This is a genomic window from Limnohabitans planktonicus II-D5 (genome assembly GCF_001270065.2).
Classification (GTDB): Bacteria; Pseudomonadota; Gammaproteobacteria; order Burkholderiales; family Burkholderiaceae_C; genus Limnohabitans_A; species Limnohabitans_A planktonicus.
In genome coordinates, this window is record NZ_LFYT02000002.1 from 54368 (window position 1) to 76958 (window position 22591).

At 60.1% G+C, this 22591-nt stretch carries 17 protein-coding genes; 7 read left to right on the top strand and 10 right to left on the bottom strand.

Annotated features, from left to right (window positions below; genetic code table 11):
• Window position 1 precedes the first annotated feature (1 nt).
• The 5 genes from H663_RS22200 to H663_RS22220 form a co-directional block, all read right to left on the bottom strand.
• The gene (locus H663_RS22200; RefSeq protein WP_053176138.1) at window positions 2-775 is read right to left on the bottom strand and encodes an ABC transporter ATP-binding protein; all 774 of its coding nucleotides are present in this window, start codon (window positions 773-775) and stop codon (window positions 2-4) included.
• On the bottom strand, window positions 772-2064 hold the full coding sequence (locus H663_RS22205) for a branched-chain amino acid ABC transporter permease (RefSeq protein ID WP_053176136.1): 1293 nt from the start codon (window positions 2062-2064) through the stop codon (window positions 772-774). Before H663_RS22205 ends, H663_RS22200 begins: the two co-directional genes overlap by 4 nt.
• 3 nt (window positions 2065-2067) lie before the next feature.
• Window positions 2068-3102 (bottom strand): branched-chain amino acid ABC transporter permease, encoded by a 1035-nt coding sequence (locus H663_RS22210; protein ID WP_053176134.1) that lies wholly within the window; start codon window positions 3100-3102, stop codon window positions 2068-2070.
• Between the two features lie 199 nt (window positions 3103-3301).
• The gene (locus H663_RS22215; RefSeq protein ID WP_053176133.1) at window positions 3302-4534 is read right to left on the bottom strand and encodes a branched-chain amino acid ABC transporter substrate-binding protein; all 1233 of its coding nucleotides are present in this window, start codon (window positions 4532-4534) and stop codon (window positions 3302-3304) included.
• A gap of 313 nt (window positions 4535-4847) precedes the next feature.
• Window positions 4848-6476 carry a 3-(methylthio)propionyl-CoA ligase gene (locus H663_RS22220; RefSeq protein WP_053176968.1) on the bottom strand — a complete coding sequence of 543 codons (1629 nt, stop codon included), beginning with the start codon at window positions 6474-6476 and terminating at the stop codon, window positions 4848-4850.
• Window positions 6477-6601: 125 nt separating this feature from the next.
• Between H663_RS22220 and H663_RS22225 the strand changes: the two genes are divergently transcribed.
• From H663_RS22225 to H663_RS22255, 7 genes are all read left to right on the top strand, one after another.
• The gene (locus tag H663_RS22225; RefSeq protein ID WP_053176131.1) at window positions 6602-8149 is read left to right on the top strand and encodes a protein adenylyltransferase SelO; all 1548 of its coding nucleotides are present in this window, start codon (window positions 6602-6604) and stop codon (window positions 8147-8149) included.
• Entirely contained in the window at window positions 8146-8553 is a 408-nt protein-coding gene (gene msrB / locus H663_RS22230) for a peptide-methionine (R)-S-oxide reductase MsrB (RefSeq protein ID WP_053176130.1), read from the top strand. Before H663_RS22225 ends, msrB begins: the two co-directional genes overlap by 4 nt.
• A gap of 45 nt (window positions 8554-8598) precedes the next feature.
• The gene (locus tag H663_RS22235; RefSeq protein ID WP_053176128.1) at window positions 8599-9141 is read left to right on the top strand and encodes a septation protein A; all 543 of its coding nucleotides are present in this window, start codon (window positions 8599-8601) and stop codon (window positions 9139-9141) included.
• On the top strand, window positions 9138-9410 hold the full coding sequence (locus tag H663_RS22240; RefSeq protein ID WP_053176126.1) for a BolA family protein: 273 nt from the start codon (window positions 9138-9140) through the stop codon (window positions 9408-9410). Before H663_RS22235 ends, H663_RS22240 begins: the two co-directional genes overlap by 4 nt.
• Before the next feature lie 83 nt (window positions 9411-9493).
• Window positions 9494-10267: a peptidylprolyl isomerase gene (locus tag H663_RS22245; RefSeq protein WP_053176124.1), complete on the top strand. Its 774-nt coding sequence runs from the start codon at window positions 9494-9496 to the stop codon at window positions 10265-10267.
• Window positions 10268-10428: 161 nt separating this feature from the next.
• A complete protein-coding gene (locus H663_RS22250) occupies window positions 10429-12399 on the top strand; it encodes a peptidase U32 family protein (RefSeq protein WP_053176122.1) in 1971 nt (656 codons plus the stop codon).
• A 101-nt stretch (window positions 12400-12500) separates the two neighbouring features.
• A complete protein-coding gene (locus H663_RS22255) occupies window positions 12501-12980 on the top strand; it encodes a glycine zipper family protein (RefSeq protein ID WP_053176120.1) in 480 nt (159 codons plus the stop codon).
• Window positions 12981-13143: 163 nt separating this feature from the next.
• Here H663_RS22255 and H663_RS22260 read toward each other — a convergent pair whose 3' ends face one another.
• The 5 genes from H663_RS22260 to purL form a co-directional block, all read right to left on the bottom strand.
• Window positions 13144-14115: a DUF808 domain-containing protein gene (locus H663_RS22260; RefSeq protein WP_053176118.1), complete on the bottom strand. Its 972-nt coding sequence runs from the start codon at window positions 14113-14115 to the stop codon at window positions 13144-13146.
• 42 nt (window positions 14116-14157) lie between these two features.
• On the bottom strand, window positions 14158-14637 hold the full coding sequence (locus H663_RS22265; RefSeq protein ID WP_053176116.1) for a type II toxin-antitoxin system VapC family toxin: 480 nt from the start codon (window positions 14635-14637) through the stop codon (window positions 14158-14160).
• Window positions 14634-14888, bottom strand: coding sequence for a ribbon-helix-helix domain-containing protein (locus H663_RS22270; RefSeq protein ID WP_053176114.1), 255 nt, complete (start codon window positions 14886-14888; stop codon window positions 14634-14636). The genes H663_RS22265 and H663_RS22270 overlap by 4 nt, the downstream gene beginning before the upstream one ends.
• 64 nt (window positions 14889-14952) lie before the next feature.
• Window positions 14953-18363, bottom strand: a complete 3411-nt coding sequence (locus H663_RS22275) for a DEAD/DEAH box helicase (protein ID WP_053176112.1) — start codon at window positions 18361-18363, stop codon at window positions 14953-14955.
• 12 nt (window positions 18364-18375) lie between these two features.
• Complete coding sequence (purL, locus tag H663_RS22280; RefSeq protein WP_053176110.1) at window positions 18376-22524, bottom strand: phosphoribosylformylglycinamidine synthase; 4149 nt, start codon at window positions 22522-22524, stop codon at window positions 18376-18378.
• Window positions 22525-22591: the final 67 nt, after the last annotated feature.

Consider the following 22591-nt stretch of genomic DNA (forward strand, 5'->3'; position numbering starts at 1 on the left):
GTCAGTGGCCTCCTACCTGGCTGTCGGCCACACTGGAGCCCAGATAAGCCTCTTGAACTTTGGCGTTGGCTCGCACGGCTTGGGGCGTGTCAAAAGCAATCACCTCACCATACACCACCACCGCAATTTTGTCGGCCAAACCGAACACCACACCCATGTCGTGCTCCACCGTGAGCAAGGTTTTGCCCACCGTGACCTCCTTGATGAGCTGAATGAAACGCGAGGTCTCGCTCTTGCTCATGCCCGCCGTCGGTTCGTCCAGCAAGATCACATCCGAGCCTCCGGCAATGGTCACACCAATCTCCAGCGCCCTTTGCTCGGCATAGGTCAGATTAATGGCGAGCACATCGCGTTTTTTGTTCAAGCGAATCATCTCCAACAGCTGGTCGGTGCGTTCGTTGGCGTCTTTCAGACCCGACAGGAACTTGAAGAAGGTGTATTTGTAGCCCAGACTCCAGAGGACCGCGCAGCGCAGGTTCTCGAACACACTCAGCTTGGGAAAGATGTTGGTGATCTGAAAGCTGCGCGACAGCCCCATGCGGTTGATCTCGTAAGGCGTTTTGTGCTGAATAGCTTGGCCACCCAGCAAAATCTCGCCGCTCGTCGGCCCAAAGCGGCCGCTGATCAGGTTGAACAGGGTGGACTTGCCCGCGCCGTTGGGGCCAATCACGGCCACACGCTCGCCAGGCGAAACCGCCAGGTTCACACCCCGGATGATTTCGGTCTTGCCGAAGTTCTTGCGAAGGTCTTTGAGTTCAAGTGCATAGGTGCTCATGCTGCGTTCTCCCGGCGCTTGATTTCTTTTTCGATGTCGGTCTGAATCTCGCCCCAGTCACGCGCAAACTGACGGCGGGCCAACTCAAACAAGCCCAAGCCTGTCAGCATGACAAACGCCGAACCGAACCAGCTGTCCAGGCTTTTGGCGTTCAGCGTGGCCCCCATGAACTTGACCGTGTCTCCCAAGGCCGAATTGAGCTGCAGGTGGTAGACCATCTCGATCATGGCCCCGGCACCCGCCAGCATGACGATCGCCGTCAAGCCCAGGCCCAGGTAACTGGCCCAAATTTGGCGAAGCTTGCCAAACTTGGCCACCCGCAGGTTCATCATGATCAAGCTGGCAATGCCGCCAGGTGCGTACATGACCATGAACAAGAACACCAGACCCAGGTACAAAAGCCAGGCCTTGGTCAGCTCGGACAGCAGCACAAAGGCAATGATCATCAAAATCGCGCCGATGATGGGACCAAAAAAGAAGGTGGCTCCGCCCAAAAAGGTGAAGAGCAAATAAGCGCCCGAGCGCCCTGCCCCCACCACTTCTGCGGTCACGATCTCGAAGTTGAGTGCGCCCAAGCCCCCGGCAATGCCTGCAAAAAAGCCTGCAATGATGAAGGCCATGTAGCGCACGCGTTGGGTGTTGTAGCCAATGAATTCCACGCGCTCGGGGTTGTCGCGCACGGCGTTCAAAATGCGGCCCAGCGGCGTTTGCGTGAAGGCATACATGAGCGCCACACACACAAAGGTGTAGATGGCGATCAGGTAGTACACCTGAATTTGAGGGCCGTAAGTGAGGCCAAAAAAGGCCTCGCCCGCCACCCGGTTGCCCGACACGCCTGCCTCGCCGCCAAAAAACTCGGAGAACATGAGCGACATGGCAAACACCAGCTCGGCCACGCCCAGCGTGATCATGGCAAACGGGGTGCCCGATTTGCGCGTGGTCACCCAGCCCAGCAAGATGGCAAAGCCCATGCCCGCCACGCCGCCCACGATGGGCAGCAGGCTGACCGGAATGTGCAGCTTGCCGCCGCTCACGGCATTGAGCGCGTGGATGGCCATGTAAGAGCCCAGGCCGGTGTAGACCGCATGGCCAAAGCTCAACATGCCGCCTTGCCCCAACAAGATGTTGTAAGACAAGCAGGCAATGATGGCGATGCCCATTTGAGCCAGCATGGTCACGGACAGGTTGCTGGTAAAGACCAGCGGCGCAGCCAGCAAGACCAGGGCGAACAGGCTCCAGATGACCCAGCGGCCCACGTTGTAAGGTTTGAATTTGTAAACAGCAGCCATGTCTTAACCCTCGCGTGTGCCCAAAAGACCCTTGGGCCGGAAGATCAGGATCAGTACCAAAAACAGGTAGGGCAAGATGGGCGCGACCTGCGACAGCGTGAGCTTGGCAAAGGAGTTTTCCTGTGTGGCAGCCGACAAGGCCCAGCCCATGTCTTTGGCCAGCGTCAAGAAGGAATAGTCAATGGCCACAGCAAAAGTCTGGATGACGCCGATCAGGATGGACGCCAAAAAGGCCCCCGACAGCGAACCCATGCCCCCCACCACCACGACCACGAAGATGACCGAGCCCACGGTGGCAGCCATGGCAGGTTCTGTCACGAAGGTGCTGCCGCCAATCACGCCCGCCAGCCCGGCGAGGCCCGTGCCCGCACCAAACACCAGCATGAACACGCGTGGCACGTTGTGGCCGAGTGACTCCACCATTTCGGGGTGGGTCAGCGCAGCCTGAATGACCAAACCGATGCGGGTGCGGGTGAGCAAAAGCCACAAAGACATCAGCATCAGAAGCGCCACCAGCATCATGAAGCCGCGTGTGGCCGGAAACGGCGAGCACACCACACGGATGGCCGCATCGGCTGCACTGCACATCTCTGCAGGTGCCGCCCCCCAGACCACGCTCAGGCCATTGACCGAGTGGTTGATCAGCGTGAACGCCGAGCTGCGCAAGATCTCGGGCGGCGGAAACTCCACTGCCGTGCGACCCCATACCAGTTGCACCAACTCCAGCACCACATAAGACAAACCAAAAGTGACCAGCAATTCAGGCACATGGCCAAAAGGATGGACTTTGCGCAGCGTCAGGCGCTCAAACAGGGCACCGCATGCCCCGACCAAAAGGGGGGCCACGACCAATGCAGGCCAAAAGCCGATCCACCCGGTGAGGGTGTAGCCGAAATAGGCCCCGATCATGTAAAAACTGGCGTGCGCAAAGTTGAGCACGCCCATCATGCTGAAAATCAGCGTCAGCCCGGAGCTGAGCATGAAGAGCAACAGTCCGTAACTGAGACCGTTGAGCATGGAGATGATGAAAAACTCCATAAAAACTTTCCAGACCCTCTGGGGTCTAACTGCGTTACCGAAAGTGGGTTTGAACACTCAAACCCCAACCATATCCAAGGCCACAGGCCCATGAAAAAGCCCGATGAACATCACGTTGATCGGGCCTGAACCCTATCGACTTGCACAGCACAGAACCGTGGGCGCTGCGCTGCGCAAGACTGGCCGCCAAGCGGCACCCTTAGCCAGGGCGTTTCATCTGGCAGCTGGTAGGCGTGCTGGAGACGTAAGACGGGAATTCCTTGACGGGAGCCAAAGTCATGCCGGTGTTCTCGGGGCTGTAGGGGAACTTCTTGTCCGCCTTTTGCCACACGGTCATGTACAGCGGTTGCTGCAACTGGTGGTCTGCTTTGCGGATTTCGACGTCGCCATTGTGGGTCGCGAATTTCAGACCAGACAACGCCGCTGCCACTTTGACCGGGTCGGTGGACTTGGCTTTGGCCATGGCATCACCCAGGGCCTGGTAAATCCGCACCACGGAGTGGGTGTAGAAGTCATCGTTGAACTTTTGCTTGAATTCAGCGGACCACTTGTCCATCTGGCCGCCCATGTTGTAGTGACCATAAGCGATCTGGTACACCCGTCCTGCACCGCCCTGACCCAAGGCCGTGGGCGTGCCCGTGACGCCGGTGTAGTAGGTGTAGAACTTGCCGTTGTAGCCGCCTTCGTTGGCCGCCTTGACCAGCAAAGCCAGGTCAGAGCCCCAGTTGCCCGTGATCACGGTGTCTGCACCCGATGCCTTGATTTTTGCGATGTAGGGCGAGAAATCGCGCACCTGGGCCAGGGGGTGAAGGTCTTCACCCACGATTTGCACACCCGGCATCTTGCGTGCGATGTTTTCCTTGGCGAACTTGACGACCTGGTGGCCGTGCGAGTAGTTCTGGTTGAACAGGTAAACCTTCTTGATGTCCTTGTCGTCCTTCATGAAGGTGGTCATGGCCTCGATCTTCATCGACGTGTCGGCGTCAAAGCGGAAGTGCCAGTAGCTGCACTTGCTGTTGGTGAAGTCCGGGTCCACAGCGGAGTGGTTGAGGAAAAGGATTTCCTTGCCGGGGTTGCGCTCGTTGTGCTTGTTCACGGCCTCAATCAAGGCACCAGCCACCGAAGAGCCATTGCCCTGCGTGATGTAACGCACGCCTTGGTCCATGGCGGCTTTGAGCGCGTTCAGGCTTTCAGCGGGGCTCAATTTGTTGTCGATGCCAATCACCTCAAACTTGACGCCCGCGGGGTTGGTCTTGCTGAATTTTTCGGCGAAAAACTGGAAGCTTTTCAGCTGGTTGCTGCCCACGGGGGCCATCAAGCCGGACAGCGGATCGATCCAGGCAATTTTGACGGTTTCGCCCTTTTGCGCGTGAGCACCGATGGAACATGCAGCCAAAGCAGCGGCAGCGATCAGGCGGGTGGTGGTTTTCATTCAAGGTCTCCTGCGTTGTAAATCAAAACAATGTCAGCGTAACCGCTGAACTCACGAACGGGCTCGGGGTTTGCCCCTAAGGCTTATCACCCAAGCGACTTAACCTGTTGATCCGGCACGCTGAAGTTTGAAATGCGTGAGAAATGCCATCTCGTCGGTACTCGCAGAGTCCGACATGATGGGTTTTGACACAGGCCCATGTCGTTATCTTCGACGGGCGACCTAGAGCATCTTTTGGCATTGAAAACTTCACAGAGCCGAATCAATAGCGAATGACCCGAGCGACGTGATCGGCGCACAGGCACAACAGGCATCAAAGGCCCGGCAACACGTAATCGGCCAGTTGCTCGCGCAAGCGGGTTTTGAGCATCTTGCCGGTGCCGCCCAGTGGAATGGCGTCGACAAAGACCACATCGTCCGGGATCTGCCATTTGGCGGTCTTGCCTTCGTAGAAGGCCAGCAGCGCTTCACGCGTGACGTCTGCGCCGGGCTTTTTGACCACGCACACAATCGGCCGCTCGTCCCACTTGGGGTGGCGCATGCCGATGCAAGCGGCCATGGCCACAGCCGGGTGGGCCATGGCGATGTTCTCCACATCGATTGAGCTGATCCATTCGCCGCCCGACTTGATCACGTCTTTGCTGCGGTCAGTGATTTGCATGAAGCCATCGGTGTCGATGGTGGCCACATCGCCTGTGGGGAACCAGCCGTCCACCAAGGGGTTGCCGCCTTCTTGCTTGTAATAAGAGGCAATCACCCAAGGGCCTTTGACCAGCAAGTCACCGGCTGATTTGCCGTCGTGCGGCAAGGCCTGACCCTCAGCGTCCACGATCTTCATGTCAATGCCGAAGATGCATCGGCCTTGTTTCATGCGCAGCTTCATTTGCTGCTCGGCTGGCAGGCTCAGGTGCTTGTTCTTCAGGGTGCAGACCGTGCCCAGCGGGCTGAGTTCGGTCATGCCCCAGGCGTGCAGCACGTCCACGTTGTAGTTCTGACGGAAGGCGTCGATCATGGCCGGTGGGCAGGCCGAGCCGCCAATGACTGTGCGATTGAGCGTGCTGAACTTCAGGCCAGCTGGGGCCATGTGGCCCAGCAGCATTTGCCACACGGTGGGCACGCCAGCGGCAAAGGTCACGCCCTCGGCCTCGATCAGTTCGTACACCGACTTGCCATCCAGCGCCGGGCCTGGGAACACCAGTTTGGCTCCCGCCATGGCCGCGCTGTAAGGGATGCCCCAGGCGTTGACGTGGAACATGGGCACCACGGGCAAGATCGAATCACGCGCCGAGATGCACATCGAGTCCGGCAAGGCAGCCGCGTAGGCGTGCAGCACGGTGGAGCGGTGGCTGTACAAAGCGCCCTTGGGGTTGCCCGTGGTGCCGCTGGTGTAGCACAAGCTGCAGGCGGTGTTTTCGTCGAGCTGCGGCCAGTCGTAGGTGCTGGGCTGCTGGCCCATCCAGGCCTCATAGCTCACCAGGTTCGGGATGCCGGTGCCCTCGGGCAGCTTGTCGGCGTCGCACAAAGCCACAAATTGGGTGATGGTTTTGCAATGGCTGTGCACCGCTTGCACCAGAGGCAAAAACGTCATGTCAAAGCACAGCACCTGGTCTTCGGCATGGTTGGCGATCCAGGCCAGCTGCTCAGGGTGCAAACGCGGGTTCATGGTGTGCAGCACGCGGCCCGAGCCGCTCACACCAAAGTACAGCTCCAGGTGGCGGTAACCGTTCCAGGCCAGCGTGGCGATGCGGGTGCCTTCAGGCAACTTTTGCGCATCCAGTGCGTTGGCCACCTGGCGTGAACGGCGGGCCACATCGGACCAGGTGTAGCGGTGGATGTCGCCCTCCACCCGGCGCGAAACGACTTCACCATCACCGTGGTGTTGATCGGAAAATTCAATCAACGAAGAAATCAGCAGCGATTGCTGTTGCATCAGTCCCAGCATGGGGGTGTCTCCTGTCAGTTGGGTGGGGGGCTCAATCATTTCATTGTGCACCCGAGTTCGACGCAAGCCGGGGTTAAACCCCGCCAAACAGCGGGTGCTTGTCAAGGGCGTGACAATCAGACCCCATGTCACCTTCCTCTTTGGCCCCTCTCATCACTGATCAACACGACTTGCCCGTGCTGGACTGGACGCACCGCCTGACCCAGCTGGGCACCCGTTTTTTCACCCTCCTGCAGCCCACGCCGCTGGCCGCGCCGCGCTGGGCCGCCCGCAACGAAGCGTTGCGCGTCGAGTTGGGCTGGCCCGAACAGCTGTTTGACGACGAACACCTGCAAGCCTTGGCAGGCAATGCGCTCATGGTCGGCTCTCAGCCGCTGGCCACGGTCTACAGCGGACACCAATTTGGCCAATGGGCGGGCCAGCTGGGCGACGGCCGCGCCATCTGGCTGGGTGAAGCCGCATCGGCCCAGGGCCCACAAGAAATCCAGCTCAAGGGCGCAGGCCGCACGCCCTATTCGCGCGGTGGCGACGGCCGGGCCGTGCTGCGCTCCAGCATCCGCGAGTATTTGTGCAGCGAGGCCATGCACGGTCTGGGTATCCCGACCACCCGGGCCCTGAGCCTGGTGGCCTCGCCCGAGCCGGTGCGGCGCGAGACGGTGGAAAGTGCTGCTGTGGTTTCCCGCGTGGCACCCAGCTTTTTGCGCTTTGGTCACTTTGAACACTTTTCGGCCCAAGGCGACACGGACAGTCTGCGCAAGCTGGCCGACCACGCCATGGCCCATCACATGCCTGAATGCCAAGAGCGCGCTGCGCTGTGGCAAGGCAATGTGTACGCGGCCTTGCTGGATGAGGTGCAAGAGCGCACCGCAAAGCTGTTGGCGCAGTGGCAGGCGGTGGGCTTTTGCCACGGCGTGATGAACACCGACAACATGAGCCTCTTGGGCCTGACCATCGACTACGGCCCCTTCCAGTTCATGGACGGCTTTGACGCCGGCCACATCTGCAACCACTCGGACCACCAGGGACGTTACGCCTATGGACGCCAACCGAATGTGGCCTATTGGAATTTGTATTGCCTGGCGCAAGCGCTGGCGCCCTTGATCGATGACCACGACATGACGCTGCAGGTGCTGGAAGGCTACAAGGGCCTGTTTCCGCGGTTTTTGGGGGATGCGATGCGGGCCAAGCTGGGCCTCACAGGTGCACTGGCCCCCGAGTCCGAACGCGAAGCCGACTGGACTTTGGTCGAAGACGTGATGCAGCTCATGGCGGCTGAAAAAGTGGACTTCACCTTGTTTTGGCGGCAACTGAGCCAGGCGGTGGTGCAGCAGTCGCAGGCCAGCACCTTGACCGATGCGGGCTGGAGCGCTGTGACCGACTTGGTGCTGGACCGCCCTCGCCTGCTGGCGTGGTTGGCGCGGTACACCGCTCGGTCGGGTCAAGGCCATTTTTCGGTGATGGGCGATCAGATGCTGCGCACCAACCCCAAGTTTGTGCTGCGCAATCACTTGGCCGAAGTGGCCATCCGCCAAGCCCAGGCGGGTGACTTCTCGGAAATCGAGACCCTTTACAACTTGTTAAAGTCCCCCTTCGACGAGCATCCGGGCATGCAAGCCTATGCCGAACTGCCGCCCGACTGGGCGAGCCAACTGGAAATCAGCTGTTCATCATGACCAAAATTGAAAAATCCGCACAAGAGTGGCGCGAGTTGCTGGCCGCCAAGGGTGCCGAACCTGTGGCCTTTGCGGTCACGCGCCAGGCCGCGACCGAACGCCCCTTCACCGGCAAGTACGAGGGCCACTGGTCCAAAGGCACTTACAGCTGCATGTGCTGCGACGCGCCATTGTTCAGCTCAGACACCAAATTCGACGCCGGCTGCGGCTGGCCCAGCTTTTCGCAAGCCGCCAGCGAAAGCGCCATCGAAGAGCGCGTGGACACCAGCCACGGCATGCGCCGGGTCGAAACCGTGTGCGCCCAATGCGGCGCGCACCTGGGCCATGTGTTCGAAGACGGCCCTGCCCCCACGGGTTTGCGCTACTGCATGAACTCTGCTTCGTTAGACTTCGAGCCTTCCTGACCGAACCCGGCTGCGCCTCATTGGCGCAGCCAACTCACCCATTCCATGAAATTCATCCTCGACTTTTTTCCCATCTTGCTGTTCTTTGGTGCCTACAAGATGGCCGACATCTACACCGCCACGGCGGTGCTCATGGGCGCGACCGTGCTGCAAACAGCCATCATCTACAAGATGGACGGCAAGCTGCAGACCATGCACAAGATCACGCTGGTGTTGGTGCTGGGCTTTGGTGCCTTGACACTGGGCTTGCACGACGAGCGCTTCATCAAGTGGAAACCCACCTTGCTCTACTCGGGCCTGGCGATTGCCCTGGCCGTGGCGCACTGGTTGTTGAAGAAAAACTTTTTGCACATGCTGCTGGGCACGCAATTGCAACTGCCCCACGCCGTGTGGAACCGCTTGAACCTGTCGTGGATGCTGTACTGCGTTTTCATGGCCGCCATCAACGCCTATGTGGCCCACTACTTCAGCACCGAAGCTTGGGTCAACTTCAAGCTCTGGGGGTATGCCTTCCCATTGGTTTTTATTGTCAGCCAAGGCATTTACATCTCGCGCTATTTGCCCAAAGACGAAGGTGACCAAAAATGAGCACCGACACCCTGCCCTTGAGCGCGCAAATCCACACCCGCCTGACCGAGCGCCTGCAACCCACCGCGCTGCGCGTGATCGACGAAAGCGCCCAGCACGCGGGCCACATGGGTGCCAACGACAGCGGCGTGGGCACGCACATGCGGGTGTGCATTGCATCACCTTTATTTGTCGGCATCAGCCGCGTTCAGCGTCATCGCCTTGTGTATGATGCGCTGCAAGATTTCATTGATCAGGGCTTGCACGCCCTGGCGATTGAGCTGATCTGAACCCGGGCCGTCACCCTTTGGTGACAGCCCCTTTTTTTGAACCCTTGACCCATATCTGACACTCCGTCTCTTAGGAAAACACGATGAAAAAGCAAATGCTCAGTGCCGCCTTGGTGGCCTTGCTGGCGTCCCCTGTTCTGGCGCAAAACCTGGCTGTGGTCAACGGCAAGCCTGTGCCTTCTTCGCGCGTCAAAGCCCTGCAACAACAAGTCGAGGCTTCGGGCCGCCCCGTCACCCCTGATGTGCTGGACCAAATCAAGCAAGAACTGATCGCCCGCGAAATCTTCATGCAAGAAGCCCGCAAACGCGGCCTGGACGCCAGCGATGACTACAAAAACCAGTTGGAACTGGCCCGTCAGACCATCCTGATCCGACAGCTGTTTGCCGATTTCCAAAAGAACAACCCAGTCACTGATGCCGACATCAAGGCCGAATACGACAAATTTGCCGCAGCCAATGGCGGCAAAGAATACCGTGCACGCCACATCCTGGTGGAAAAAGAAGACGAAGCCAAAGCGCTGATTGCCGAGATCAAAAAAGGTGCCAAGTTTGAAGACCTGGCCAAAAAAGCCTCCAAAGACCCAGGCTCCGGCGCCAACGGCGGCGACTTGGATTGGGCCGCAGCAGGCAGCTACGTGCCCGAGTTTTCCGGTGCCATGACCAAGCTGGAAAAAGGCCAGATGACCGAAACCCCCGTGAAGAGCCAGTTTGGCTTCCACATCATCCGTGTGGACGACGTGCGCGATGCACAGCTGCCCAAGCTGGAAGAAGTCAAACCCCAGATTTCACAGCAGCTGCAGCAGCAAAAACTGGCCAAGTTCCAGGAAGACCTGCGCGCCAAAGCCAAAATCCAGTGATCTGGTCTTTGCTCACCTGAAAAACGCGACTTCGGTCGCGTTTTTTGCTTTTGGGCTGAAGATGCGCTGGGGTCAAAAGGTCTGCGCGCGACCAGGGGCTCAGTGCCCGCCGCTTCAGGGCTCCCCAAACCGGCACCAGTAAGCTGGGATAATCCCAGCCCATGCAGCCCCACCACCTCGAACTCTTAGCCCCTGCCCGTACCTTCGATATCGGCATCGAAGCCATCAACCACGGAGCGGACGCGGTCTACATTGGCGGCCCGTCGTTTGGGGCGCGTTCTACGGCCGACAACTCGGTGCAAGACATCGCCCGGCTGGTGCAATACGCGCACCGCTTTCACAGCCGCATCTTTGTCACGCTCAACACCATCTTGCGTGACGACGAACTCGAAGGGGCGCGCAAACTGGCTTGGCAGTTGTATGACGCGGGTGTGGACGCGCTGATCGTGCAAGACATGGGTTTGCTGGAGATCGACATGCCGCCGATCCAGCTGCACGCCAGCACCCAGACCGACATCCGCACGCCCGAAAAAGCCAAGTTCTTGCAAGACGCAGGGTTGAGCCAAATCGTGCTGGCCCGCGAGTTGACCTTGCCGCAAATCGGCGCCATCCGGGACGCCGTTGACACCGAGCGCACGGTGATCGAGTTTTTTGTACACGGCGCATTGTGCGTGGCCTACAGCGGCCAGTGCTTCATCAGCCATGCGCACACCGGCCGCAGCGCCAACCGGGGCGACTGCTCGCAGGCTTGCCGCTTGCCCTACGAGGTCAAAGACGCACAAGGCCGCATCGTGGCGCACGACAAGCATGTGTTGAGCATGAAGGACAACAACCAGAGCGAGAACCTTCGCGACTTGGTGGATGCGGGCATCCGCAGTTTCAAGATCGAAGGCCGCTACAAGGACATGGCCTATGTGAAAAACATCACCGCGCATTACCGCAAGCTCTTCGACGAAGTGCTGGCCGAGCGGCCCGAGCTGGCCCCGTCCTCGCACGGCCGCAGCACTTTCAGCTTTGAGCCAGACCCCAACCAGAACTTCAACCGCGAGTTCACCGATTACTTTGTGCAAGGCCGCAAGGAAGACATTGGCGCGTTCGACACGCCCAAAAACCCCGGCCAGCCGATTGGCTGGGTCAGCAAGGTCACGGCTGAGCACATTGAGATCACCACCGACGACCCGGCCACCGAGCTGCACAACGGCGATGGGCTTTGCTATTACGACCTGCAAAAAGAATTGGTGGGCCTGCAGATCAACCGAGCCGAAGCGGCTAAAGCCAAAGGCGTTTGGCGCTTGTTCCCCAAAGACCCCATGGACGGCTTCAAGGACCTGCGACAAGGCGTTCAGGTCAACCGCAACCGCGACATGAGTTGGGTGCGCACACTGGACAAAAAATCCGCGGAACGCCGTATGGGCGTGTGGATGCAGCTGGCTGAAAACAACGAGGGTCTGCAGCTGACCCTGACAGACGAGGTCGGCCACAGCGCCACGGCGCAAATGGCCATCGCCTGGCAAGCTCCCAAAGACTCAGCCTTGGCCGAGGACAAGCTCAAAAGCGCTTTGGGCAAACTGGGCGATACCCTGTTCGAGCCGCTGGACGTGCAGCTCGCACTGCACCGCCCCTGGTTTGTGCCGCCTTCGCAGCTCAACGCCTTGCGCCGAGACGCCGTGCAAGCCCTCGAAACTGCCCGCGCTGAGGGCCTGCCCCGCCTGCCGCGTGCGGTGCCCTTGGAGCCGCCTGTGCCCTACCCGGAAGACACGCTGACTTACCTGGCCAATGTGTTCAACCAAAAGGCTCGCGACTTTTATGCCAAGCACGGCGTGAAGGTGATCGCTGCGGCTTACGAGGCGCAAGAAGAGCTGGGCGAAGTCAGCCTGATGATCACCAAGCACTGCGTGCGTTTCAGCTTGAGCCTGTGCCCCAAACAAGCCAAAGGCGTGACGGGCGTGCAAGGCACGGTGAAAGCCGAACCCATGCAGCTGATCAACGGCAAGGAAAAACTCACCCTGCGCTTTGACTGCAAACCCTGCGAAATGCATGTGGTGGGCAAGATCAAAAAGTCGGTGCTCAACGCCGTGCCGGAAAGCCCGGTGCAGTTTTACAAAACACGACCTGTGGTGGGCTTGCACTAAAGATCGCACGCTTGCCCAAGCTTGCCCCGTTTCCAACCCGCGTTTTGTGTGCGCATGCCAGCTGCCAAAATGAACCTCCCATTTTCTGAGCCGAGTCCATCGTGAACATTGCCCGTCTGCACTTCAACTCTCAGCGCTTGATCACTGGATCAACACTTCTGGCGGCCGTGCTGCTTGCCGGCTGCGCAAGCACTGGAGACAAGCCGAGCGGCATGCCCGTGCTCTACCCCAACGCTGCCTACAAAAGCATGGGTGAATCGGCCGCCAAACAACACCTGAGCCAATGCATGGCGTCTGCACAATCGAATGGCCTGAACCCTTACGAAGACCACCATGCATTGGCCTCGGGTGCCAAGTCGGGCGCAGCCATTGCAGGCGTCACGGGTGCTGTCAGTGGTCTGGTGTTTGGTCGAGGCAATTTGAACGATGCCGTCAAATATGGCGCGCAAAGCGCGGTGGTCGGCGCTGTTGCTGGTGGCACACGCGGCGCTCTGAGCCCGCAACGCCCCAACACCATTTATCGTCAGTTTGTCCAGCGCTGCGCCAGCGAAAAAGGCCTGGACATCATCGGCTGGTCATGACGCTGTGCCTGCTTGAAGCGGGATGGTTCAATATGAAAAATGCCCAGGCCTGTCACGTGCATGGGGTCAAGAAAAAAAACGTGGTTCAACGCCGAGCCGGTCAAACCGGCGCGGATTTACATACCTTGGCCTGAGCTGCGCATGAGATCAAAGTCGCCGTGCATCAAGCAGCGCTCACCCGAGCCCTGAGCCGGTTGACCCCTTGCATGACGCCTACCAGCACCACACCGGCCACAAAACCGGTCGCGCCGCCTGCCAGATTGCTCATCAGTGCACCCCCAAAGGTCAGTCCTTGAGCCCAATGCTCTACGGCATGGCCGAGTGCGGGCACGCCATGCAGCAAGATGCCACCGCCCACCAAAAACATGGCCGCCGTGCCCAGCACCGACAGGGCCTTCATGAGCCACGGGGCGAAAGCCAGCAGGCCACGGCCCAGCATCTGCTGAAACGCGCTTGTTTTTTGGGTGAGGTAAATACCGGCGTCATCGAGTTTGACGATGCCGCCCACCAGGCCATACACACCAATGGTCATGACAAGCGAGATGCCCACCAGCACCCCCACTTGTTGCGCAAAGCTGGCCGTGGCCACGGTGCCCAAGCTGATGACAATGATTTCAGCAGACAAGATGAAATCGGTGCGCACCGCCCCCTTGATCTTGTCTTTTTCAAAGGCCAACAAATCCATATGCGGATCGGCAACAGCTTGCACCAGTTCGGCATGGTGGGCATCGGTTTCTTCACGGCTGTGCAGCCAAGCATGCAGCAGTTTTTCGGCGCCTTCAAAGCACAAAAACAGCCCCCCCAGCATCAAGAGGGGCGTGATCATCCAGGGCGCAACCGCACTGATGAGCAGTGCAGCGGGCACCAGGATGGCTTTGTTGAGCAAAGACCCCTTGGCCACCGCCCACACCACCGGCAGTTCACGGTCGGCTTTCACGCCTATCACTTGCTGAGCGTTCAATGCCAGGTCATCGCCCAGCACCCCGGCGGTTTTTTTGGCGGCGATTTGCGTCATGGTGGCCACATCGTCCGCAGCGGCTGCGCTTTGCCGGGCTGCCACCTTGGTCATGGTGGCCACGTCATCCAGCAAAGTGGCAATGTCGTCGATCAGGGTCAGCAAACTGGATGCGGCCATTCGGTGTCTTTCGAAAGTTAAGGATGAAGTCGAGAGTTAAGCTTAGCGCAACAAATTGTGCAGAGCCTGTCTTCTCGCGTCACGATACACATCAAAGTCTTTGTCGATGGACACCACATGGCGAATGTCCAGGCGTTCGGCGGCTTCGGCGATGGAGGCGTCGGCCAAGTCCAGGGGCAAGCTGGCAAAACGCTGGCAGATGCTGAGCACACTGGTCAGGCTCCAGTCGGCAGGTGCGTCCAGCTTGAGCGCGCCGCGTTGCACCCACTGCAAAAAATCAAGTGCCGCCTGGTTGTGGATGCGCCTGGCCAGCAAGGCACAGACTTCGGTCAACACAGGCCAAGTGGTGTGCAAGGCGACATCGGGGTGGGCTTGCAGCCACGCCAGCGTTGGCCGATGCCATTTGTCGGCACTGTTGAACAAGGCCAGCAAAGGGCCGCTGTCGATCATGGCTTGCAGCACCGGTGGTTGGGCCCGCCAGCCTGGACTGGGCTCCTGGGCTGACAACGCAGCGGTGCTCATGAGCGACGTGCCTGCTTGGCTTGCACTGCATCCGCCCATTCGTTTTTGCGGTTTTCAGCCAAATTGGCCGAGCCTGCGAATCGGCCAAAAACGCCCTCGCCCAGCGCCCATGCGGATGCGGTGACAGGGGGCTGTGACAAATACGCAGTCAGGGCATCGCGCATGACTTCACTCAGGCTTCGGCCTTCCTGTGCGCAGCGCATGCGCAAGGCGTTTTCAAGCTTGTCGGGCAATTTGACGGTAGTGGTCATGGGGACTCCGGGTAATAAATTTATTATTACCCGGACTGGATGAACTGTCAATCCGCATGAGCGCTCAGCCCAGCGGCTTGAGCAGTTCGTTCAAATCCGACTCGCCAAACAAAGGCTCTTTGCGCTGAACAGCCCCTGAATACATGTCTTGCGCCAACTGGGCCTTGCGCTCTTGCAGGGCCAGCATGCGTTCTTCAATGGTGCCCTGGGCCACCAGCTTGACCACCCACACGTTTTTGGTTTGGCCAATGCGGTGGGCGCGATCGGTGGCCTGGTTTTCCACGGCGGGGTTCCACCACGGGTCGTAGTGGATCACGGTGTCGGCCTGCGGCAGGTTCAGGCCCACGCCACCGGCCTTGAGGCTGATGAGAAAAAGCGGCACTTGGCCACTGGTGAACTTGTCGATGATCGCGTCGCGGTTTTTGCTTTGGCCGGTGAGTTTGACCCAGGGGATGCCCAGCGCAGGCAGCTCTTTTTCGATCAAGCCCAGCATCTCGGTGAACTGCGAGAACAGCAAAATCTTGCGGCCTTCGGCCACCATTTCTGGAAGCATGTCGAGCAATTGGGCCAATTTGGCCGACTGCTGGACCTTGCTGGCACTGCTGAGCTTGAGCAGTCGGGGGTCGCAGCAGACCTGGCGCAGCTTGAGCAGCGCATCAAGGATGGTGATTTGCGAGCGGCCCAGGCCCTGGGTATGCAGCGCTTCGCGCACGGTTTTTTCCATGCCCAAGCGAATGGATTCATACAGATCGGCCTGTTTCGCCTCCAGCGGGACCTGCATCAGGGTTTCGATCTTGGGCGGTAATTCGCTGGCCACCAGGTCTTTGGTTCGCCGCAGCATGAAGGGGGTGATGCGCGCACGCAACTGGGCCATTTTTTCGGCACTGCCCTCACGCTCGATCGGGTTGCGAAACAGCTCGGTGAAGCGTTTTTGACTGCCCAAAAACCCGGGCATCAGGAAGTGGAACTGGCTCCACAACTCGCCCAAGTGGTTTTCGATCGGTGTGCCGGACAGGCACAGGCGGTGGCTGACCGGGATTTCGGGGACCACTTGGGCGGCGTGGGTGTTGGCATTTTTGATGTTTTGCGCCTCATCCAGCACCAACAGATGCCAGGGCGCATCCTTCCACAGATCCCGGTCGCGCGAGAGCAAGGAATAGGCGGTGATGACCACATCAAACCCGGCCAGATCGGCCACGGTTTCATGACGTGACAGACCGTGGTGTACATGGGTTTTGAGTTCAGGACAAAACCGCGCAGCTTCGCGTTGCCAGTTGCCCAGCAGGCTCACGGGTGCCACGATCAATGCGGGGTGGGTCAGTCGACCGGCCTGCTTTTCAGTCAGGATGTGGGCCAGCGTTTGCAGCGTTTTACCCAGGCCCATGTCATCGGCCAGGATGCCCGCCAATCGGTGTTCGCGCAAAAATTGCAGCCAGTTGAGGCCTTGCTGCTGGTAGGGCCGCAGCGTGGCTTGCAAACCAGCTGGCGTCGGCACCTCGGTCAATGCGGTCTCGCCACGCATTTGGCTGATCAGGGTCTGCAAGTGTTTGGCACCTTGCCAGACAGCGCCCTCGCCCAACGATGCAGCGGTGCGCAGGGCATCCAGACGCGACAGGCGCAGCGAGTCGCCATCCCAGTCGTGACTGCGCTCACCGTGCAGTTCCATCAAGGTGGTCAACCAGGGTTTGATCTTGGTCGTGGGCAACTTCACAAAACCGGGGCCTTGCAAATCGGGCAAAAACAAATAGGCGGGCAGCTCAGGCAGGCCATCGTCGGTGTCCAAAGTCTGGCGAGCGCTGCTGGCCAGCGCTTTCAGGATGTCAGGCACCCAAGGCAGGATGTTGACCCGCTGCCCGTCAATGTCCATGCCCAGCGACAGGTCGAACCACGGTGAGGTGTCATCTTCCGCGCCTGCGCCTGCCAGGTTCACATGCACGTCATCGGCCAAGCGCAGCCAGTGGTTCAGATCGGTATCGGTGTGCACCACCAAACCGGCATCGCGCAAGGGGGCAAAGTCAGACTCCACCCAGTCAAGCCAGAGGGCTGTGCCTTCTGCGCCCGGTATGCCCAGCACATTGTTTTGCCAGAGTTGAAAACCCAGATCGTCCAGAAGGGCCCAGACCGCCAATTCAGCGACCAAGTCCCGCACCAGCATGCGCGATTGCGCGCCCTGCCCTACGACCACACGGGTTTGCTGATGCGCCCAGTGGCCCACATGTCCTTGGTAATCAAAATCGAGTTGCGCATGAAACAAGCCTTGCTGCTCGCGCAAGTGCGGCGCGATCGCCGTCAGTTTGAGCACACCCACAGGTGCAACTCCCCGTATTTCAGGGATTTTTTCGATCACGGGAGGCAAAGGCAGCGTGCCCAGGCGATCCATCAACTGTTGCTGGAGTTTGAGCGCCACGCGTTCGGGCACCACCGGCGACTGCGTCAGCAACAAGACCTGGTCTGCGCTCATGCCCTGGGTGTCCAGCGGACCGCACAGGCCCTGCACCGGGTCCACATACAAAGGGGGGTCATTGAGCCCATGCAACACGCCCGGGCGTGCTGCTTGCATGTGCAGCTTCCAGCCTGGGGGTTGATTGTCCTGGGCGGAGACTTCCTGCCAACAGCCCACAAAGGTGATGGGCTCATCACGCCATTGCAAAGGTCGAAGAGGCACGCCTTCCCACATCAAACGCTCGGTTTGGCTGCACATTTGCAGCAACAACTTGGCGGCCAAACCCTGGAGTTTGATCGCGCCATAAAAACCATACATGCTGAAACTGTTCAAGGGGGGGCAAGCTTTGAACAGATCGAAGATGCCTTGTTCAGTGGGCAAGCTGTTGCGCCAGATCGGGTCATGGGGCACCGGTTCACTGGTCACTTTTTTGGGCTTGCTCCACTGCCCGTCGCGCTTGCGAGTGGCGCGTGTGATGCACAGGTGAAAAACCGGCCTTTGTCCCGTCGTGTTTTGTGACAGCACATACAAAAAATGTTCCTGGCTGCTGCCAGGCAGGCTGAAGGTTTGCGAGACGTTGGCGCTTTCAAGGCGGCCCAGCCAGTCGCGCACTTGGTACTCGGCCTGTTGCAAGGCCCGTTCTGCACGCTGCTGCGATTGCAGCTCGGCCGATTCGCCGGTGGCGGGGCCATCGCCGTGCCCGTTGAGCATCGAAAAACCCTGCATCGAGGCGTGGATGCCCAAGGCCGCACCGTGTTTGCACATGCGCCCTACCGGGCAGGTGCAGGTGCAGCGCCAGGCTTGCAGATTGCCCCCCTCGGAGACGCGCAACTGGGCCGTCACGATATAGGGCGATGTTTCGCGGCCTTGCACCTTGGCAATCAGCCGCCATTCACCGCCATCGGGCGTCATCTGGGCAGAGACCACCTCGTTTTGCAGGTACAGCGCCGTGCCTTTGGCCCACGAGTTGGAGTCAAAGTAAAACGCCAGCTGCGAGGGCGGAAACCACTTTTCAGAAACCACTGATTTCATGCATTCAGACGGTTAAGCGACCCACTTGCGCGCGTTTTGCCACACGCGCAGCCAAGGGCTAGTGGAGGCGATGTCGCCACTCGTCCAGCTCATCTGCACATTGCGGAACACGCGCTCAGGGTGCGGCATCATGGCCGTAAAGCGTCCATCGGCGGTGGTCACGGCCGTCAAGCCGCCTGCGCTGCCGTTGGGGTTGAAGGGGTACTGCTCGGTGGCCTGGCCATGGTTGTCCACAAAGCGCATGGCTGCAATGGCCTGCGCTGCGTTGCCCCGGTGCTTGAAGTTGGCAAAGCCTTCGCCGTGCGCCACGGCAATCGGCAAGCGGCTGCCCGCCATGCCTTGCAAGAACAAGCTGGGCGATTCGAGCACCTCGACCATGGACAGACGCGCTTCAAAGCGCTCGCTCTGGTTGGTGGTAAAGCGCGGCCAGTCTTGTGCACCGGGGATGATGTCGGCCAGTTCGGCAAACATCTGGCAGCCGTTGCATACGCCCAAACCGAAGCTGTCGTTTCGGCCAAAAAAGGCCTTGAACTGCTCTGCCAAGGCGGTGTTGAAAGTGATGCTGCGTGCCCAGCCGATGCCCGCGCCCAAAGTGTCGCCGTAGCTGAAGCCGCCGCATGCGACCAAACCTTTGAAATCGGCCAAGTTGGCGCGGCCCGATTGCAAGTCTGTCATGTGCACGTCGTGCGACTCAAAACCGGCTTTGTGGAAGGCGTAGGCCATTTCCACATGCGAGTTGACACCCTGCTCGCGCAGGATCGCCACCTTGGGGCGAGACAAATTCAGGAAGGGCGCAGCCACGTTCACGGCCGGATCAAAGCTCAGCGCCACATGCATGCCGGGGTCGTCGACGCGGCCAGCAGCGGCGTGCTCGGCATCGGCGCAAGCGGGGTTGTCGCGCTGCTGGCAAATTTTCCAGCTCACGCTGTCCCAAACCTGGTGCAGGTCTTCCAGCTTGGCGGCAAACACCTCTTTGGTGTCGCGCCAAATGCTGAGTTCGCCCACGCCTTTTTGGATGGTCGATTGCACGGGACGGGTCTTGCCGATCACATGCGTGTGTTTGGACAGGCCGTGTTCGCGCAGGGTTTGCAGGACTTGATTGCGGTCTGCGGTGCGCACTTGCAGCACCACGCCCAGCTCTTCGTTGAACAGGGCTTTGAGGGTGAGTTCGTCGCGGCGGGCACTGACCTGCCCCGCCCAGTTCTTGGCGTCGCCATGGTCGGCTCGGCTGTCGGTGATGCCATCGCCTTCGGTGACCAGCATGTCCACATTGAGGGCCACGCCCACATGGCCTGCAAAAGCCATTTCGGCCACAGCGGCCAGCAAGCCGCCGTCACTGCGGTCGTGGTAGGCCAGGATCTGGCCCTGACTACGCAAGCTGTTGATGGCTTTGACCAAATTCACAAGCGCTTGCGGGTCTTCCAGATCGGGCACGCTGTCGCCGAACTGGCCCAGCACCTGGCCCAGCACGCTGCCGCCCATGCGGTTGCGGCCTTGACCGAGGTCAATCAAGAGCAGGCTGGTGTCATCGGTTTTTGCGTCCAGCTGCGGTGTGAACGTGCCGCGCACGTCGCTCAGGCTGGAGAAGGCGGTGATGATCAGACTGACCGGTGAGGTGACTTTGTGTGTCTCACCTTTGTCGGTCCACTGCGTGCGCATCGACAAGCTGTCTTTGCCCACCGGGATCGAGATGTCGAGCGCCGGGCACAGTTCCATGCCTACCGCCTTGACGGTTTCGTACAAAGCGGCGTCTTCGCCCGGCTCGCCGCACGCGGCCATCCAGTTGGCGGACATCTTGACGCGGGGCAACTCGATGGGCGCGGCCAGCAAATTGGTGATGGCCTCGGCCACGGCCATGCGGCCGGATGCTGCGGCGTTGAGCGAAGCCAGCGGCGTGCGCTCGCCCATGCTCATGGCTTCACCGGCAAAGCCTTGGTAGTCGGCCAGGGTCACGGCCACATCGGCCACCGGCACCTGCCAAGGGCCCACCATCTGGTCGCGGTGCGTGAGGCCGCCCACGGTGCGGTCGCCGATGGTGATGAGGAAGCGCTTGGACGCCACCGTGGGGTGACTCAGCACGTCGATCACGGCTTTTTGCAAGGACACACCGGTCAGGTCCATCGCGGGTGACTGGCGCACCACGGTGGTCACGTCGCGGTGCATCTTGGGCGGCTTGCCCAGCAGCACGTCCATGGGCATGTCGACTGGCCGTTGAGCGTCGGGCGTTGAGCGTTGAGCGTTGGCCCTTGAGCTTTGAGCGCCTTGGTCTTCCCGCTCAACACTGGAAGATGAACGCAGAACGCCATCCCCACGCTCAACGCTCAACGCCGAACTCTGAACTTCAATGGCTGAACGCTGTACGCCGTCTTCAAGCACCAACTGGCGCTCTTCGGTGGCCACACCAATCACTGCAAACGGGCAGCGCTCGCGTTCGCAAAAGGCCGTGAACTGCGCCAAAGATTCGGGTGCGATCGCCATCACATAGCGTTCCTGGCTTTCGTTGGACCAGATTTCTTTGGGCGACAGGCCGGATTCTTCGAGCTTGACGGCGCGCAAATCAAAGCGTGCGCCGCGACCCGCGTCGTTGGTCAGCTCAGGAAAGGCGTTGGACAAACCGCCTGCGCCCACGTCGTGGATCGCCAGGATCGGGTTACCGCTACCGAAGGGGCCTCCATCCTTGCCCTGCGCCCAGCAGTGGTTGATGACCTCTTGCGCCCGGCGCTCAATCTCGGGGTTGCCGCGCTGCACCGAGTCAAAGTCCAGATTCGCGGCGTTGGTGCCGGTGGCCATGGAACTGGCCGCGCTGCCGCCCATGCCGATGCGCATGCCGGGGCCGCCCAATTGAATGAGCAAACTGCCCGCCGGAAATTCAATCTTTTGGGTTTGCTCGGCGTCGATCTGCCCCAGACCGCCCGCGATCATGATGGGCTTGTGGTAACCGCGCACCACGCCGTCCACCGTCTGTTCGTATTCGCGGAAATAGCCCAGCAAATTGGGCCGGCCAAACTCGTTGTTGAAAGCCGCGCCACCCAGCGGGCCTTCGGTCATGATTTGCAAGGGGCTGGCGATGTGCTCGGGTTTGCCGCCCGCTTGGTCCGACATGCCGCCCCAGAGTTTGGACACGGTGAAACCGCTCAAACCCGCCTTGGGCTTGGAGCCGCGACCCGTCGCGCCCTCGTCGCGGATCTCGCCGCCCGCGCCGGTCGATGCGCCGGGGAAAGGCGAAATCGCAGTCGGGTGGTTGTGGGTTTCGACCTTCATGAGCACATGGTGCAAGGCTTGTTCACTCTGGTAAGCCGCGCCCTGCCCTGAAGTTCTGGCGACAAAACGCTCCACCGTGTGGCCTTCCATCACCGAAGCGTTGTCTGAATAAGCCACCACCGTGTGTTGAGGGTTCAGTTGGTGCGTGTTGCGGATCATGCCGAACAGGCTCTTGGGCTGGGCCACGCCGTCGATGGTGAACTCGGCGTTGAAAATCTTGTGGCGACAGTGCTCGCTGTTGGCCTGCGCGAACATCATCAACTCCACATCGGTGGGGTTGCGTTTGAGGCCCGTGAACGCCGTGACCAAATAATCGATTTCGTCTTCGGCCAGCGCGAGACCCCAATCCTTGTTGGCGTCCACCAGCGCCGAGCGACCTCCGCCCAACACGTCCACATGCGCCATAGGCGCGGGCTCAAGGGCCGTGAACAAGGCTGCGGCCTCATCGCGGCTGGGCATGGCCGATTCGGTCATGCGGTCGTGCAACGCGGCGGCTACCTGGCCCAGTTGCTCAGCACTCAGCTTGGCTGTGCCCAGCAGGCCCGACTTCATCGTCAAACGGTATTCCGTCAGGCGCTCCAGGCGGCGCAGCTCAAAACCGCAGTTGTGCGCGATGTCGGTGGCTTTGGAGGCCCAAGGCGACACCGTACCGATGCGGGGGGTGACCACGATCACGGGGCCATCTGTGTGACCGACGTAAGGCTCGCCGTAGGTCAGTAGGGCTGACAAGGTCTGTTTTTGGGCATCGGCCAAAGGGGCGGCCGTGGCCACCAGGTGCACAAAACGGGCGGAAATGCCCACAATTTGCGGCGAAATGGCTGCCAGACGTGGCAAAACTTGGGCAATGCGAAAGTCGCTGAGGGCGTTGGCGCCTTCAAAAGTCGTGATGTGCAGGGACACGGGGTGGCCTTGTAAAGATACGGAAAACCGTTGTACCGGGGCCGCTGACTGGGGCTGACCGGCAAAA